At 52.1% G+C, this 14,783-nt stretch carries 12 protein-coding genes and 1 pseudogene; 7 read left to right on the top strand and 6 right to left on the bottom strand.

The window, feature by feature from the left end:
• Window positions 1–3: 3 nt before the first annotated feature.
• The gene (locus FN082_RS08250; RefSeq protein ID WP_142981415.1) at window positions 4–786 is read right to left on the bottom strand and encodes an NAD(P)H-dependent oxidoreductase; all 783 of its coding nucleotides are present in this window, start codon (window positions 784–786) and stop codon (window positions 4–6) included.
• Between the two features lie 87 nt (window positions 787–873).
• Between FN082_RS08250 and FN082_RS08245 the strand changes: the two genes are divergently transcribed.
• The 5 genes and pseudogenes from FN082_RS08245 (at window position 874) to FN082_RS08225 (ending at window position 5,182) form a co-directional block, all read left to right on the top strand.
• Window positions 874–1,782, top strand: a complete 909-nt coding sequence (locus tag FN082_RS08245; protein WP_142981414.1) for a LysR family transcriptional regulator — start codon at window positions 874–876, stop codon at window positions 1,780–1,782.
• Window positions 1,776–2,198 carry a FosA family fosfomycin resistance glutathione transferase gene (locus tag FN082_RS08240; RefSeq protein ID WP_142514851.1) on the top strand — a complete coding sequence of 141 codons (423 nt, stop codon included), beginning with the start codon at window positions 1,776–1,778 and terminating at the stop codon, window positions 2,196–2,198. Before FN082_RS08245 ends, FN082_RS08240 begins: the two co-directional genes overlap by 7 nt.
• A 209-nt stretch (window positions 2,199–2,407) precedes the next feature.
• Window positions 2,408–2,503: pseudogene (locus FN082_RS29960) on the top strand (BrnT family toxin); the annotation flags it as partial.
• On the top strand, window positions 2,490–2,792 hold the full coding sequence (locus FN082_RS08230) for a BrnA antitoxin family protein (protein ID WP_142981412.1): 303 nt from the start codon (window positions 2,490–2,492) through the stop codon (window positions 2,790–2,792). The pseudogene FN082_RS29960 and the gene FN082_RS08230, both read left to right, overlap by 14 nt.
• Window positions 2,793–3,082: 290 nt before the next feature.
• The gene (locus FN082_RS08225; protein ID WP_142981411.1) at window positions 3,083–5,182 is read left to right on the top strand and encodes a GmrSD restriction endonuclease domain-containing protein; all 2,100 of its coding nucleotides are present in this window, start codon (window positions 3,083–3,085) and stop codon (window positions 5,180–5,182) included.
• Between the two features lie 45 nt (window positions 5,183–5,227).
• On the opposite strand, the gene symE is transcribed toward FN082_RS08225, so the two are convergent.
• From symE to FN082_RS08195, 5 genes are all read right to left on the bottom strand, one after another.
• Window positions 5,228–5,575, bottom strand: coding sequence for an endoribonuclease SymE (gene symE / locus FN082_RS08220; RefSeq protein WP_142981410.1), 348 nt, complete (start codon window positions 5,573–5,575; stop codon window positions 5,228–5,230).
• 215 nt (window positions 5,576–5,790) lie between these two features.
• Window positions 5,791–7,491: a restriction endonuclease subunit S gene (locus FN082_RS08215; protein WP_142981409.1), complete on the bottom strand. Its 1,701-nt coding sequence runs from the start codon at window positions 7,489–7,491 to the stop codon at window positions 5,791–5,793.
• Window positions 7,491–8,960 carry a type I restriction-modification system subunit M gene (locus tag FN082_RS08210; protein WP_142981408.1) on the bottom strand — a complete coding sequence of 490 codons (1,470 nt, stop codon included), beginning with the start codon at window positions 8,958–8,960 and terminating at the stop codon, window positions 7,491–7,493. The genes FN082_RS08215 and FN082_RS08210 overlap by 1 nt, the downstream gene beginning before the upstream one ends.
• A gap of 74 nt (window positions 8,961–9,034) precedes the next feature.
• Window positions 9,035–11,464: an EcoAI/FtnUII family type I restriction enzme subunit R gene (gene hsdR / locus FN082_RS08205; RefSeq protein ID WP_142981407.1), complete on the bottom strand. Its 2,430-nt coding sequence runs from the start codon at window positions 11,462–11,464 to the stop codon at window positions 9,035–9,037.
• A gap of 864 nt (window positions 11,465–12,328) precedes the next feature.
• Window positions 12,329–13,741: an aminotransferase-like domain-containing protein gene (locus tag FN082_RS08195; RefSeq protein ID WP_142981406.1), complete on the bottom strand. Its 1,413-nt coding sequence runs from the start codon at window positions 13,739–13,741 to the stop codon at window positions 12,329–12,331.
• Between the two features lie 177 nt (window positions 13,742–13,918).
• Here FN082_RS08195 and FN082_RS08190 point away from each other — a divergent pair, with 177 nt between their 5' ends.
• Both FN082_RS08190 and FN082_RS08185 read left to right on the top strand, forming a co-directional pair.
• Window positions 13,919–14,083 (top strand): DUF1127 domain-containing protein, encoded by a 165-nt coding sequence (locus FN082_RS08190; protein ID WP_139539278.1) that lies wholly within the window; start codon window positions 13,919–13,921, stop codon window positions 14,081–14,083.
• 231 nt (window positions 14,084–14,314) lie between these two features.
• The gene (locus FN082_RS08185) at window positions 14,315–14,779 is read left to right on the top strand and encodes a MarR family winged helix-turn-helix transcriptional regulator (RefSeq protein ID WP_139539279.1); all 465 of its coding nucleotides are present in this window, start codon (window positions 14,315–14,317) and stop codon (window positions 14,777–14,779) included.
• Window positions 14,780–14,783: the final 4 nt, after the last annotated feature.

Raw genomic sequence — 14,783 nt, 5'->3', positions numbered from 1 at the left:
AAATTAATGGTGGTCTAGATGTATACCTAAACCGCTTTCACCCGGTGCCAGCTCCGGACGCAGAGCCAGAGAAGGGATCAGGTAATCGCCATGGTTCTGGCGGCGGAAGGGAATTGGCGCGGTTTCAGATAAGGTATCCAGTCGTTGGGCCAGCTCATCGCGCAGTGTTTTAAAGCGATGCTCATCGAGTTTATCGGTGCGGTAAAACACCAGCGGCGGTAACACGTCAAAGCCGGGATAGAACAGCATTCCGTGCTGAATGGGGAACAGGATATCGTCGACAGGACCGTTAATCCCGCGCGGCGCGTAGTGCTCCGCCCATCCTCCTGCGGTGACGATCAGCATTGCCCGTTTGCCCGCGAACGTCCCTTCACCGTAGCGATCGCCCCAGTGTTTTTCGCTGTGCTCGCCGACGCCGTAGGCAAACCCGTAAGCGTAAACCCGGTCAATCCAGCCTTTCATAATGGCAGGCATGGAAAACCACCACAGCGGGAACTGAAAAATCACCGTATCGGCCCACAGCAGCTTCTCCTGTTCGCCAGTGATATCCGCACTTTGCGTACCGTGAGCGAAGGCATATTGCGAATCCAACGTTGCCCGCCAGCTATCACCCACCGGCGGGGCGCTGCTGTCATCGGCATCAAACCCCGCCTTCCAGCGCATGGCGTAGAGATCTGACACCTGCACGTCGTGACCGGCATTTTGCAGATGCTGCACGGCAAAACCTTTCAGCGCGCCGTTAAGCGAACGCGGTTCGGGATGGGCGTAAACCAGTAACACTTTCATTGAAATCACCTCTGAGTCATGGAGAGCTGCAGAGTAGAGGGCGCGGCGTTATAGTAGAAATGAATTACCTTAATGACAGGTATAGTGATGATTAATATTCAGCGTCTGGACCTCAACCTGCTGCGCACTCTCGACGTGCTGCTCAGCGAAAACAACGTCACCCGAGCGGCGCAGCGCCTTAATCTGTCTCAGCCGTCGGTCAGCGTTCAACTGGCGAGGTTGCGGGAGATTTTCGCCGATCCGCTGCTGCTGCCGGGTCCGCGTGGGATGCAGCCTACCGCCCGCGCCGATGAGCTACGCGGGCCGCTGCGTGATGCGCTGCTGGTGCTGGAGTTGGCGGTTGCGCCGGTTCAGACCTTTGACCCGGCGACGGCGGCGCAGACCTGGCGGGTGGCGGCAACGGACTATATGGCGTCGGCGATTCTGCTGCCGGCGCTCAACGTGCTGCGCACTGCTTCTCCGGCCAGCCGCCTGGCGGTGTTTGAACTACAGCCCTCGCGGTTGATTCAGCAGGCGGATCGCGATGAAGTAGATCTGTTTTTCCATACTCATGACGGCGCGCCGCCGGGGTTGCATCAGCGTTTGCTGTTTCGCGAACGCTACGTGCTGGCGGGCAGAGCGGGGCATCCGGCGCTGCAATCCGCGTTAAGTCTGGAGCAGTTCTGCCAGTTGGATCAGGTGATCGTCTCGCCGGACGGTGGGGGATTCAGCGCGGCAACCGATACCGCGCTGGCGAACCTCGGTCTGGCGCGGCGGGTTGTCCTCTCGGTGCCACATTTCCTGTTTATGCTGGAGACGCTGCGCAATAGCGAGCTGGTGGCGGTGCTGCCGGAGCGTCTGGTGCGTGGAGCAGGTGGCCTGACGGTGGTCGAACCGCCGATGGCGGTGGCCGGGTTTGATATGCTGATGCTGTGGCACGAGCGCTGGCACCGCGACCCGGCGCATCGGTGGCTGCGCCAGCAAATTGTCATGTCATTAGAGGATAAGTCATGTTAAGCGGATTAAATCACCTGACCCTGGCGGTCAGCCAGCTGGCGCCGAGCGTAGCGTTTTATCAGCAGCTTCTGGGGATGACGCTGCACGCACAGTGGGATAACGGCGCGTATCTCTCCTGCGGCGATCTGTGGCTGTGCCTGTCGCTGGATCCGCAGCGGCAGGTCACCCCGCCGGAGGAGAGCGATTATACCCATTACGCGTTTAGTATTGCGCAAGAGAACTTTGCGGGTTTTGCCGAGCGCTTGAATGCGGCTGGCGTCCCGGTATGGAAAACGAATAAAAGCGAAGGCGCATCGCACTATTTCCTCGACCCGGACGGTCATAAGCTGGAGCTGCACGTCGGCAGCCTCGCCCAGCGCCTGGCAGCCTGCCGGGAGAAACCCTATAAAGGCATGGTGTTTTTTGGCGAGGACTAGCGGACGGCTGGAGCTAAATTGCGCGTTGTTTCCCCGGAGGCGGCGCTTGACGCGCCTGTCCGGGCTACCGGCCCGCAGACGGCAGTGAACCCGTAGCCCGGTCAGCGCAGCGCCACCGGGAGAACCTTTACAAATCCTGCTTTAAAAATGTGAGGTTTTTTCCAACGTTGACATTCTTATCTCCAGATAATTGTCTGTACTTTTTTGTATATACAATCCGTTTTGAAAGCGGAACAGAGGTCGTTCGTATCATCAGCGCCCGGAAGGCGAACAGCAAAGAGAGGAATCGTTATGAACATGGTTAAACATAAACGCGATAACCCGGCTGGGCTTACAGTCGAGCGAGATGCTGAACTTAAAGCGCTGGCGAAGAAAACGGATGATGAAATTGATTACAGTGATATCCCGGCAACAGAGGATGAACAGTGGTCAGATGCGGTACGCGGTAAATTTTATCGACCGCTAAAAACGCAGGCTTCTGTACGTATTGATGCTGATGTTATGGAGTGGCTAAAACGACCTGGGAAAGGCTACCAAACCCGCTTGAATGCAATCTTAAGAGAAGCGATGATTCGCGATCTTAATAAGAAATAACCTGCCTTATGTTTCCCCGGAGGCGGTGCTTGACGCACCTTTTCCGGGCTACGGGTCCGCAGATGGTTGGATACCTGTAGCCCGGTCAGCGCAGCGCCACCGGGAAGGAAACCTGAAGCTGCATTGTGCGTTGTTCCCTTGAGGTGGCGATTAACGTCCAGACCTGCAGGCAGCTGAAATGCTCTGTGCCGGTTCACAATCCTGCCCTGTAATCAGTATTTACATTTAACTTATTAATGGGCGTGGTTATTATTGTTGTACTTAATGCTTCACGGAAGAGAATGCTAAAAATGAAAGCCACAGAAGCCCGATTATTTGATTTTCTCAAACGCTCACAGCAATTTGTTATCCCGAACTATCAACGCACCTATTCATGGTCTGAGCAGCAATGCCGCCAGCTTTGGGACGATATTCTTCGTGCCGGGCAGCGTGATGATATTTCGGCCCATTTTATTGGCTCCGTTGTTTATATTGAGCAGGGGCTGTATCAGGTTTCGGGGATTTCTCCGCTGCTGGTTATTGATGGTCAGCAGCGTCTGACTACTGCAATGCTGCTGCTTGAATCGCTATCCCGTCACCTTGGTGATGAAGAGCTGATTGACGGCTTCTCCGCCATGAAATTACGCAATTACTATTTGCTCAACCCTTATGAATCCGGGGAGAGAGGCTATAAGTTGCTGCTGACGGAGACCGATAAAGACAGCCTGCTGGCGCTGATTAAGCAAAAACCGCTGCCTGAAAACGGTTCGCAGCGTATCGCGGCTAATTTTGAATTCTTCGATGAGCAAATCAGTAAATTAGGCGATGACCTGATTTCGCTGTGTCGCGGGTTATCAAAGCTATTGATTGTCGACGTGGCGCTCAATCGCGGGCAGGACAATCCGCAACTGATCTTTGAAAGCATGAACTCCACAGGGAAAGCGCTCAGCCAGGCCGATTTAGTGCGTAACTTTATTCTGATGGGGCTGGAGCCGGAGCATCAGACGCGGCTGTATGATGACCACTGGCGGCCGATGGAAATTGCCTTCGGGCAGAAAGGCTACAGTGAATATTTCGATAGCTTTATGCGCCATTATCTGACGGTCAAAACAGGGGATATTCCCCGTACCGATGAAGTTTATGACGCCTTTAAACTGCATGCGCGTAGCCAGGCTATCGCCGAAGCGGGTGTCGATGCGCTGGTGGCGGATATTCAACGCTATGCGGAATATTTTTGTGCGATGGCGCTGGGCAAAGAAAGCGATAAACTACTCGCGATTGCGTTTCAGGATTTGCGGGAATTAAAAGTTGATGTTGCCTATCCGTTCCTGCTGGTGTTGTATCACGATTACCGTGAGGGTGATTTATCGCGCGATGATTTCCTGGATGCAATAAGACTGATTGAGTCGTATGTTTTCCGCCGCGCGGTGTGCGCCATTCCCACTAACTCGCTAAATAAAACCTTCGCCACGTTTTATCGGGTACTGAATAAAGAAAACTATCTGGAAAGTATTCAGGCGCATTTACTGGAACTGCCGAGCTACCGACGTTTTCCGGATGATGATGAATTCAGCCTTAAATTAAAAGAGCGCGATCTGTATAACTTCCGCAGCCGCAGTTACTGGCTACGTCGCCTGGAAAATTATCAGCGTAAAGAGCGCGTAGCGGTGGATGAATATACGATTGAACACATTATGCCGCAGAATGAAAATCTGTCGGCAAAATGGCGTGAAGAATTGGGCAGCGACTGGGAGCAAATACATAAAGAGCGGCTACATACGCTGGGGAACCTGACGTTAACCGGCTATAACTCGCGTTACAGCGATAAAGCCTTTGTGGAAAAACGCGATATTGAGGGTGGCTTTAAACAAAGTCCGTTGCATTTAAACGCCGGATTAGGGCAGTCCGAGAAATGGGATGAAGCAGCGATGGACGCGCGGGCCGAGCGTCTGGCGAAGCGTGCCGTTCAGGTCTGGTGCGCGCCTGCACTGAGTGAAGAGGTGCTGAGCCAGTATCGCCAGCAGCCAGAAAAAACCATGAACTACAGCCTGACGGACTTCCATCAACTGGAAGTTGGTTCGCACAGCCGGATACTGTTTGACCAGCTGGCGCCGGAAATTTTAAAGCTGGATGCAAGCATCACCCAGGACGTGCTGAAGCTGTATATTGCTTTCAAGGCAGAGACCAATTTTGTCGACGTGGTACCGCAGAAAAGCCGACTGCGCCTGTCGCTGAATATGCCATTCCATGAGCTGGTTGACCCGAAAGGGATGGCAAAAGATGTAACGGATCTTGGTCGCTGGGGCAATGGTGATGTAGAGGTCGGTTTCAGCGATATTGCTCAGCTGCCGTATGTGATGGGGCTGATTCGCCAGGCGTTTGAAAAACAGATGGATAGCGCGGCGGTTTAGCCTCGATGTCAACCCGGCAGCGCGGAGGCTGCCGGATAGCTGGTTTTATGGTTTCCGCTTGCGGGGCTTATCGGCAATGACGGCGATAAACTCCTGCACCTGACGCTGCTTACGCGCGGACAATTTAGACACCCGGCGCAGCGACTGTAGCAATGCGGGCTCTTCCGGCTCCGGCTGCTTTGCCGTTAGCACGATACAGCCTTCCATCACTTTGATATCAATTTTGGTGCCGGTGGCAAAACCGGCAGCTTCCAGCCACTGGCCTTTCATGATAATCGCCGGGATATGCTGATGATCTTCAAAGCGGCTCGCGTAACTGACGGTACCTTTACGGTTATTTTCCGGGAAGACTTCTGGAACGGTGAATTCTGCAATAGAATGCGGGGTAGTCATGATGGCTATTCTCCTGAAATAGTGATTGTGATTAGCGAGGCGCTCGTGTTCCAGCACGGGCACCTTGCGAAAAATACCTGTACATATCATCAGGGAATAGAAGGAAAGTCCAGCTGAAAATGAATGAAAATAACGACGTGGATGAAGGGAAAGATTATTACTGGTGATGGGAATAAAGCGGCTATTTAGCCGCTTTATTGGTTTCTGGGGGCGGGTTAATTTATGGCCGCGTCGGTGAGGGCGTCGGCCAGGTGGAGTTGGGTTTGCTGGGCGTTTTTAATCCGAATTTTGATCATTTCTAATAAATCAATAAATTCAGATAATTTGTCAATTATGCGTTGTTGTTCTTTTTGAGGTGCTATTGCTACCAGCATATTTTTCATAATAGTTCCATTAACATTCGCTTGCCCACATTGTTGTTTTACATATGGCATAATTTGATATTTTCTAAAAAGAGGTGCTTGCATATTTAGATTTAGGAAGTCAGGAATAGCATCAACCTTAATTGTTCTTATTCTTATTAAATACGAAGCAAATGAGAATATATTGTTCTCACCTTTGAAAATTCCTGTTTTACCCACTAGATCAGCACTGTTAGTCCTATTGTATAAGATATCATCGTATTCAAGATATAAGAATGGTAATTCTTCTATTGAGTTGTCGACAACTTGTTGATTACCTATTATAACTTTACCATTCTGGATATCTCCCATCTTGAATACAGGTACGCCAATATCAGAAATAAATGTTTTATGAGATAAACCATATTCTGTTGATATACTGTAATTGCCAATACGGCACCATTCCCATCCATCCGGCAGTGCAAACGGTTTTTCCTCATCACTAATTGGCGGCAACGGTTTTTGTTTTTTAATTTTCCCGTCTTTTACCAATTGTGCTTTTTCCTGCGCAATACGTTTGAGCAGTTCAGAAGCCGGTTCGTCGTTCGGATCCTGCGGCACCAGTTTGCCCATCACCGCCAGTTGCAGAATGGTCTGTTTTAAGGCGTCAATACTGGCTTCGGTGGTAAACAGCGTGTCGAAATGCTCGCTGATACGCGCCCAGTTTTCGGCCAGTTCTTCGGCGTTCTGGCTGTCGGTTAGCGTGGTTAGCAGGGTTTCAACCAGCTGTTGATGGGTGTCCAGACTGGTCAGGGAGTGCTGCTCCAGTTGGTCGCAGAGGGACATCAGCTCTTCGAGCTTAGTTACTATTCGGATTTGTTCAAATAAAGGTGGTAGAGAAAATAATTTCTCATTTAACATTTTATAATGCCTAGAATACCCCCTTGATTCAATTTTAAAAGATTTAAGCTGCCAGTAAAAATATCTTTCATTAATAATAAGGGGTGAAAGTATTTTCACACCATCAGCGCCCACGATAAAATCAAAATCAATATACTTTAAATTTCTAGTATGATCGCCAAATATTATAACGGGATTGTTGATCTTAATTAAGAGCTCTGAGCTGTTAGAGTAACCAGATATAAACTCAGCATTTTGTTCAATAACAGGGTGACAGCCTTCATCTATAATATCAGATGACTTAACTTTATGTGATGATTCTGACTGAGGGATATATATTTGTGGTAATCGCGCCCACTCCCACCCCATCGGTAGCTCAAACGGTTTCTCCTCCTCGCTAATCTCCGGCAGCGGCTTGGGCTTTTTAATTTTCCCCTGCTTCACCAGCTCGGCCTTTTCCGCCGCAATACGTTTTAGCAGCTCCGACGCCGGTTCATCGTTCGGATCCTGCGGCACCAGCTTGCCGCGCACCGCCAGCTCCAGAATCAGCTCGCGCAGCTTCTTAATGCCGTACAAGTCAATCTTACCCGAACTGCCGCGCCCCGCCGTGGAGCGGGTTTGCAGCGCCGTGGTCCAGGTGTCGATATGGTCGACAATCAGTTTTTCCACCGCCATCAGTTGGCCTCCTTACCGGAGAGCGCCGCGCCGAGGATATCGCGCAGCTGGTGGCGCAGGGTCTGGATCGCTTCCTGCTGTTTGGCATATTGCGCCAACAGTTCATCCGGATCGTGGCTGACGGTTTCCGCCTGGTGCGGGTTCTTGATATCGAGGTTAAAGTTGCGGGCAATCACCTCGTCGATGCTGACCTTCCACGCCTGCTCGTTCTCGACGCGGCTGGCGAAGCCGTCGGCCTCGTTGCCCCACCAGTCGATCTCGGCCTGGAATTCTTCAAACTTCATTGGTTTGGTTTTGCTGTAGTTCTTCACGCCCGCCGGGTACGGGTGCTCGTAGAACCAGATGTCTTTGGTCGGCTGGCCTTTGGTAAAGAACAGCAGGTTGGTTTTGATCCCGGTGTACGGGTTAAACACGCCGTTCGGCAGACGCACGATGGTGTGCAGGTTGCACTCCTCGGTGAGGAGCTTTTTAATTTTGGTTTTCACGCCTTCGCCAAACAGCGTACCGTCCGGCAGTACCACCGCCGCGCGGCCGTTTTTCGCCAGCACTTCAACGATCAGTTGCAGGAACAGATCCGCCGTTTCGCGAGTCTGCATCTCTGCCGGGAAGTTCTTCTCGATACCGTCTTCTTCGGTGCCGCCGAACGGCGGGTTGGTGACGATCACATTCAGCTGTTCATCCCACGACGACAGCGGCTTGTTGAGGGTGTTGTCGTGACGAATTTGCACCGGCACTTCGATGCCGTGCAGCAGCATATTGGTGGTCGCCAGCAGGTGCGGGAGCTGTTTTTTCTCTACGCCGTGGATCTGCTGTTGCAGTGTCTGGTGATCGGCCACGCTCTTCACGTAGTTGTTTTTTACGTGATCGAACGCGCAGGCGAGGAAGCCGCCGGTGCCGCAGGCCGGGTCCATAATTGACTCGCCGAGCTTCGGATCAACGCGATCGACCATAAAGCGGGTGACGGCGCGCGGGGTATAAAACTCACCGGCATTGCCCGCCGATTGCAGATCTTTGAGGATCTGTTCGTAAATGTCCCCGAACAGGTGGCGTTCGCTGGCGCTGGTGAAGTCGATTTCGTTGAGCTTGTTGATCACCTGACGCAGCAGGGTGCCGTTTTTCATGTAGTTATAGGCATCGCTGAACGCCTGTCTGACCACAAAGCCACGCGGGTTTTTATCGATAGGCGCGGTGAGGTTTTTCAGCGCCGGGAACAGGTCATCGTTGACGAACTCCAGCAGGGAATCGCCGGTAATGCCTTCGGCGTTCGCCGCCCAGGTGCGCCACAGGTAGCGCTGCGGGATCGGGTACTGATAGTTATCCTGCTCCAGTTCCAGCGCCTCTTCCTGGGCGTCAAAGATTTTCAGAAACAGCAGCCAGGAGAGCTGGCCGAGGCGCTGCGCATCGCCGTCCACGCCGGCGTCTTTGCGCATAATGTCCTGTAAGGATTTGATAACTGAGCTGATTGACATGATGTGTTCCATGTTTCATTAACAATAAGGCCTTCTGCTACGCGGTGGCAGCAGAAGGCGCAAAAGGGGAGTGGTTACGCGGAGCGGGGCGGTAAGTGGTAGATTTCGCTCTCCAGCTCGCTGATGGCCTGATTATACCCGTTACGGTCGCCGAATCCGCTTTTAATGATCTCCGGCAGCGTACCCATGCTGTCGAACGGCTTGAGCTTCAGCACCTGAATACTCTCTATTTCCTGCACGCCCGCGTCGGCGTATTTATCCAGCAGCGTATTCAGCACCGCCTGCGCGGCGTCGGAGTATTTGGTGAAGTAGTTGCGTTTACGCACGTTCTCTGCCCGCTCTTTGCGGGTTAACGGCGGCTGACCATACACCACGTGGCACAGCATGTCGAACGGGTCGAGCTCTTTACCGACCTCTTCCGCCAGCACTTCCCAGATAATCCCCTGCTGCTCCAGCTCCTTGATGATGGCCTCTTTGCGCTCGGCGCCCTGCCATTTGCGGGTGAAATCATCCAGCGAGGCGTACTCTTTGAGCAGCGTTTTGCGGGTGTAATCTTTGAAGGATTCGGTGACCAGCTTGCCATCAGCATCGTAATACTGCACGCGCTGGGCAATTACGCCGACGGCGACGCCGTTGACGTGAAACTTGCGCACTTTGTTTTCATCGTCTTCCGGCAGCGGGCCGACATCGTCTGCACCGGTGACGGTATACGGCGCGGGATCTTCATCGGCACCGGTGATGTCATCTTCAGTCTCTTCTTCGTGCTCGTCGAACTGCTCTTCAAAATCAGAGTCCGGGTCGGCGATATCTTCCGGCGTGGTGTCCATCACCTTTTCCGGGATGCCGTCGAAGCGTTCGTCGGCGAACAGTTCGGTAGCCTTTTTGAAGTCGAGGATGGTGAACCATAGCTTGCCGTAGCGTTCATCGATGCGGGTGCCGCGGCCGATGATCTGCTTGAATTTGGTCATCGACTGAATGTTTTGGTCCAGCACCACCAGTTTGCAGGTTTTGGCATCCACGCCGGTGGTCATCAGCTCGGAGGTGGTGGCGATAACCGGATACTCTTTTTTGGGGTTAATAAAGTTATCCAGCTGGGCTTTGCCAATGTCGTCATCGCCGGTGATTTTCATCACGTACTTGTCGTTCTTTTTGACCTGTTCCGGGTTGAGATTGACCAGCGCGCGGCGCATGCGCTCCGCGTGATCGATGTCGTTACAGAAAATGATGGTTTTATCCATCGGGTTGGTGCGCTTGAGGTAATCGGTAATGGTTTTCGCCACCAGTTCGGTGCGTTCATCAATCACCATCGTGCGGTCAAAATCTTTCTGGTTGTAGATACGGTCGTCGATCAGCTCGCCGTTTTTATCCGTCTGGCCTTTGGTGGGACGCCAGCCCTGGAGATCGACATCGATATCGACGCGCACCACTTTATAAGGGGCAAGGAAGCCGTCCTCGATGCCTTCTTTCAGCGAGTAGATATATACCGGATCGCCGAAGTAATCGGTGCTGGAGACTTCATGAGTCTCTTTTGGTGTGGCGGTTAAGCCAATCTGCGTGGCGGCGCTGAAATAGTCGAGGATTTCGCGCCACGCGCTGTCTTCCGAGGCGCTGCCGCGATGGCATTCGTCGATCACAATCAGGTCAAAGAAATCCGGCGCCACCTGTTTAAAGGCTTTTTGATCTTCTTCCGGGCCGGTAATGGCCTGATACAGCGCGAGATGGATTTCAAATGCCGGATCGATGGTACGCCCGGTGACCTTGGTCATCGCCGTGCCAAACGGCAGGAAATCGTTGTTTTTGGTCTGATCGACCAGAATGTTGCGATCGGCGAGAAACAGGATCCGCTTTTTACTTTTCGCTTTCCATAAGCGCCAGATGATCTGGAAGGCGGTGTAGGTTTTCCCCGTTCCGGTTGCCATCACCAGCAGAACGCGGTTCTGCCCGGCGGAAACGGCTTCAATGGTTTTATTGATGGCCTGTAGCTGGTAATAACGCGGCGCTTTGCCGCTGCCGTCGTCGTAGTAGTCCTGAGTAATCACCGGGAGTTGGGCGGCGGTGTAGCCTTTCCAGACGCAGAGCTTATGCCAGAGTTCGGCCGGGGATGGGAACTCATCCAGAGTAATGTGTTTTTCGAGCAGCTCGCCTTCAGTTGCCGTGGCATCGCGGAAAATAAAACCGTCGCCGTTAGTGGCGAAGACGAAAGGAACATCCAACAGGCGCGCGTACTCGATCCCTTGTTGCATCCCTTTGCCGATTTCGTGTTTGTTGGCTTTGGCTTCAATGACCGCCAGTGGAATCCCCGGTTTGTGATACAGCACGATATCGGCGGATTTCACCGTTCTACGCGCCGCGACTTTGCCGCGCACGATGACCTTACCGTCCCGGAGTTTGACCTCTTGTCTGATTTGCGTTGTGTCGTTCCAGCCAGCATCAAGGATGGCGGGCATAACGCGTTTGGTGATGATGTCTGCTTCCGTCAGGGTACTCAGGTTCAGGTCAGCCATAGTTCTCTCTTTACGTGAACAGGAACCTTCTGATTTTACATAATTATCAATTCCGGGAGAAGATATTTATACACTCATTCAGGTATAGGTTTTTATCGATTTTATTAATGTGTGAGGGATTTATTTTTAAATCATAAGATAATTCGCAGAATTCTTTTTTGTTCACGATTCTCTTTCCGTCTACTAATTTCATTTGATTGGCTAAATAATAAGAAATGCTAATTGATAAGAGTAGGATAATTGCACTGGATGGTTTTTTGTAATACATCGACAAGTAATGAAATGATGGAGCTATTAATAATCTGAATGTAAGTATAAGAACAAGTAATGCCAATATAAAACCTATCATTAGATCAATGTTGCCAGATGGTCTGTTAAAATCTCCAGTAAGGAAAATTCTGTTGATTGCTATACAAAACAAGAAGAATATTATTACATTAATAACCGCGTAGGTTTGAAGTACCTGAAAAAAATAAACACTATGGCACACATTTTTTTTAAATCGAGTTGCTGTGGACATACACAGCCAGAAAAAGACTCCAAACTTTATAGGTTGGATTAACAAAAGAATATACCAATATAGTTGATTGAATATTAATTTAAAGCTAGTTATGGGAGCTGATTTAATTGAAAGAAAAGTGAATGCAGTTATCAATGATCCTACAATTAATATGGATTTTAATAGATTAGCGCCAGAGTTTACAAGTGGAGCATATTCATTGTTGCCGTCATATATTTCGGGGTGTTTAATGAATATATACATTTCCGAGAGAAAATCATACCCCGGAATAATTTTTAATGCATTTATCAAAAATGATTTTAGGTTACTTCGCATATATTTTTCCAGTCAGTTGAAATTATTACTCACTCCATCGCCACTTTCACCGCCATGCCCAGCTGCACCATCACCTCCCGATGCTTCTCGATCGGCGGCAGGGCGCAGTTGATCCTTAAGCAGTTACGATACTTCCCTGAAGCCGAAAACAGCGATCCCGGCGCGACCTGGATCTTCATGCGGCACAGCTGTTTGGCGACGCAGACCATATCCACCTGCTCGGGCAGTTCGACCCACAGCATAAAGCCGCCGGTTGGGCGGGTGACGCAGATGCCACAGGGAAAATATTCCCGCAGCCAGCAGGTGTAAATCTCCATATTGCGCTGGTAGATCTGCCGCATTCTTCGCACGTGGCGGTGATAGTGGCCTTCGCGAATAAAGGTGGAGGCCGCCAGTTGAGTTGAGGGGACGTTGGTGCCGCTGGCGGCGTATTTCATCTGCAACAGGCGATCGTAGTAGCGGCCCGGGGCGACCCAGCCGATGCGCAGGCCGGGCGCGATGGTTTTGGTAAACGAGCTACAGAGTATGACCCGGCCGTCGATATCCCATGAATGAATGGTGCGCGGGCGCGGGTAGTCGGTCGCCAGCTCGCCGTAAATATCATCCTCAAAAATCACGATATCGTGGCGCTGGGCGAGGCACAGCACGGCGCGTTTGCGGGCATCCGGCATGATAAACCCCAGCGGGTTGTTGCAGTTCGGCACCAGAATGACCCCTTTGATTGGCCACTGCTCGAGCGCTAGTTCTAAAGCTTCAATGCTGATCCCGCTGTTCGGATCGGTGGGGATCTCAATGGCTTTGATCCCCAGGCCGCGCAGCATCTGCATGGTGCCGTAATAGCAAGGGGATTCGACGGCAACGATATCACCGGGCTGACACACCGCGAGCAGGGCCAGCGACAGCGCGCTGTGGCAGCCGCTGGTGATCACCAGCTCGTCGGCGGTGACGACGGAACCGCCATCGAGCATCAGGCGGGCGATCTGCTCGCGCAGCTCGCGGCGTCCGGCCAGCTCATCGTAGCTCAGCACGTCGATAATATTATGCTGGATCACCCGGCTGAGCTCGCGCCATAGCGGTTTTAAACTCGGCTGAGATACGTCCGGTGAGCCGCCGCCGAACGGGATAATGGTTTTGTCATTGCGGGCGTCGAGCATGTTCAGCACCTGATCCCACTGGGTTATTTCCACCGGGCGTTGTACCGGGCGCGACATCGGCGGTACCGGCGGCTGGGCTTTTTGCGGGGCAACGAAATAGCCGGATCGCGGCTGCGGGGTGATCAGCTGGCGCTGTTCCAGCGTCTGATAAGCCTGCTGGACGGTGCTGATGCTGACGCCGTGCTCCTGGCTCAGGCTGCGCACTGAGGGTAGCTTTTCGCCGTGGCGATACAGCCCTTGTTCAATACGTTCAGCCAGCAAATTGGCCAGATGTTGGTAGCGAGTCATGCTGTATCCCTTTTTGTTGCCATACAGATGGATAAACCAGTACAGATGGGCGGTGAAAACCGCACGCAGATATCGTTTTAATCAATCTGTATGTTAAAGAAAAGTGTTTTGTGAATCTGTATTGTCTGGCCCCGGATCCGCGAAGATAAAGCCTCTGGCAAGGCGAGGAGGCAGAGGATGGAATTTCACGAGAACCGGGCAAAACAGCCGTTTATCGGCTTGGTATTTTTAGGGCGGGCGATCAGAAAATGGTGGCTTCGGATGCAAACGCGACGAGTTTTGCAGCGAATGAGCGATGAACAGCTGAGAGACGTCGGATTAAGACGGGATCAGATCAATTAAAACATGCGGTTTTTCACCCCGCGCGCGTTCGTCGCCTCGGTAAGCGTCAGCGCTACCGGGGTTTTCCCGGAGGCGGCGCTTGACGCGCCTGTCCGGGCTACCAAACCAAACCGATACTCCATCGGGAATTTACATTCACATAATTTATCATTTCATGCTTCTCTACTCTTCGTTTCTTGATACTTACCCTGATAAGTATTATTTTCCTTATCGTTAAATGAGGAAAAGAAGATGACCGAAGACGACCTGTTTGCTCGCCGCCCGATGGGGATGCGTATGGCGATGGTGGTGCGCCAGTGGCGCGCGATTATCGATTCTGCCATTACCGATACCGGCCTGACCCAGTCAAGCTGGACGGTGCTGATGCAGCTGCATCAGCTGGGGGATAACGTCTCGGTCAGCGAACTGGCGGAGGTGCAGGGCATTGAACTGCCGCCGCTGATGCGCACCCTCACGCAGCTGGAAAAGCAGGGCTATCTGATGCGTTCCACATCGCCCTATGACAAACGTATACGCCTGCTGACGCTGACGGCGGAAGGCCGCTCGAGGCTGGAAGAGCTGAACCGCGTGATTGAGACTTATCAAAATCGCGTCACCCGAACCATTCCCGAGGCGGAACTCGCCACCTTCAGCGCTACGTTAAATCACATCGCCTGCAATCTGCGGACTATCCGCGAAGAAGATAATAAGATCTAAAAAA

The organism is Klebsiella spallanzanii, from assembly GCF_902158555.1.
GTDB classification, from domain to species: domain Bacteria; phylum Pseudomonadota; class Gammaproteobacteria; order Enterobacterales; family Enterobacteriaceae; genus Klebsiella; species Klebsiella spallanzanii.
The sequence above is the reverse complement of the archived record's forward strand: the minus strand, read 5'-3'. Positions and strand labels throughout refer to the sequence as shown.

What these genes read in the sequence shown, in the direction of transcription:
- FN082_RS08230 (WP_142981412.1), top strand. Translation starts at nt 2,490, where the DNA reads ATGAACATGGTTAAACATAAACGCGATAACCCGGCTGGGCTTACAGTC.
- FN082_RS08245 (WP_142981414.1), top strand. Translation starts at nt 874, where the DNA reads ATGATTAATATTCAGCGTCTGGACCTCAACCTGCTGCGCACTCTCGAC.
- FN082_RS08250 (WP_142981415.1), bottom strand. Translation starts at nt 786, where the DNA reads ATGAAAGTGTTACTGGTTTACGCCCATCCCGAACCGCGTTCGCTTAAC.
- FN082_RS08185 (WP_139539279.1), top strand. Translation starts at nt 14,315, where the DNA reads ATGACCGAAGACGACCTGTTTGCTCGCCGCCCGATGGGGATGCGTATG.
- FN082_RS08240 (WP_142514851.1), top strand. Translation starts at nt 1,776, where the DNA reads ATGTTAAGCGGATTAAATCACCTGACCCTGGCGGTCAGCCAGCTGGCG.
- FN082_RS08190 (WP_139539278.1), top strand. Translation starts at nt 13,919, where the DNA reads ATGGAATTTCACGAGAACCGGGCAAAACAGCCGTTTATCGGCTTGGTA.
- hsdR (WP_142981407.1), bottom strand. Translation starts at nt 11,464, where the DNA reads ATGGCTGACCTGAACCTGAGTACCCTGACGGAAGCAGACATCATCACC.
- FN082_RS08225 (WP_142981411.1), top strand. Translation starts at nt 3,083, where the DNA reads ATGAAAGCCACAGAAGCCCGATTATTTGATTTTCTCAAACGCTCACAG.
- FN082_RS08195 (WP_142981406.1), bottom strand. Translation starts at nt 13,741, where the DNA reads ATGACTCGCTACCAACATCTGGCCAATTTGCTGGCTGAACGTATTGAA.
- FN082_RS08215 (WP_142981409.1), bottom strand. Translation starts at nt 7,491, where the DNA reads ATGGCGGTGGAAAAACTGATTGTCGACCATATCGACACCTGGACCACG.
- symE (WP_142981410.1), bottom strand. Translation starts at nt 5,575, where the DNA reads ATGACTACCCCGCATTCTATTGCAGAATTCACCGTTCCAGAAGTCTTC.
- FN082_RS08210 (WP_142981408.1), bottom strand. Translation starts at nt 8,960, where the DNA reads ATGTCAATCAGCTCAGTTATCAAATCCTTACAGGACATTATGCGCAAA.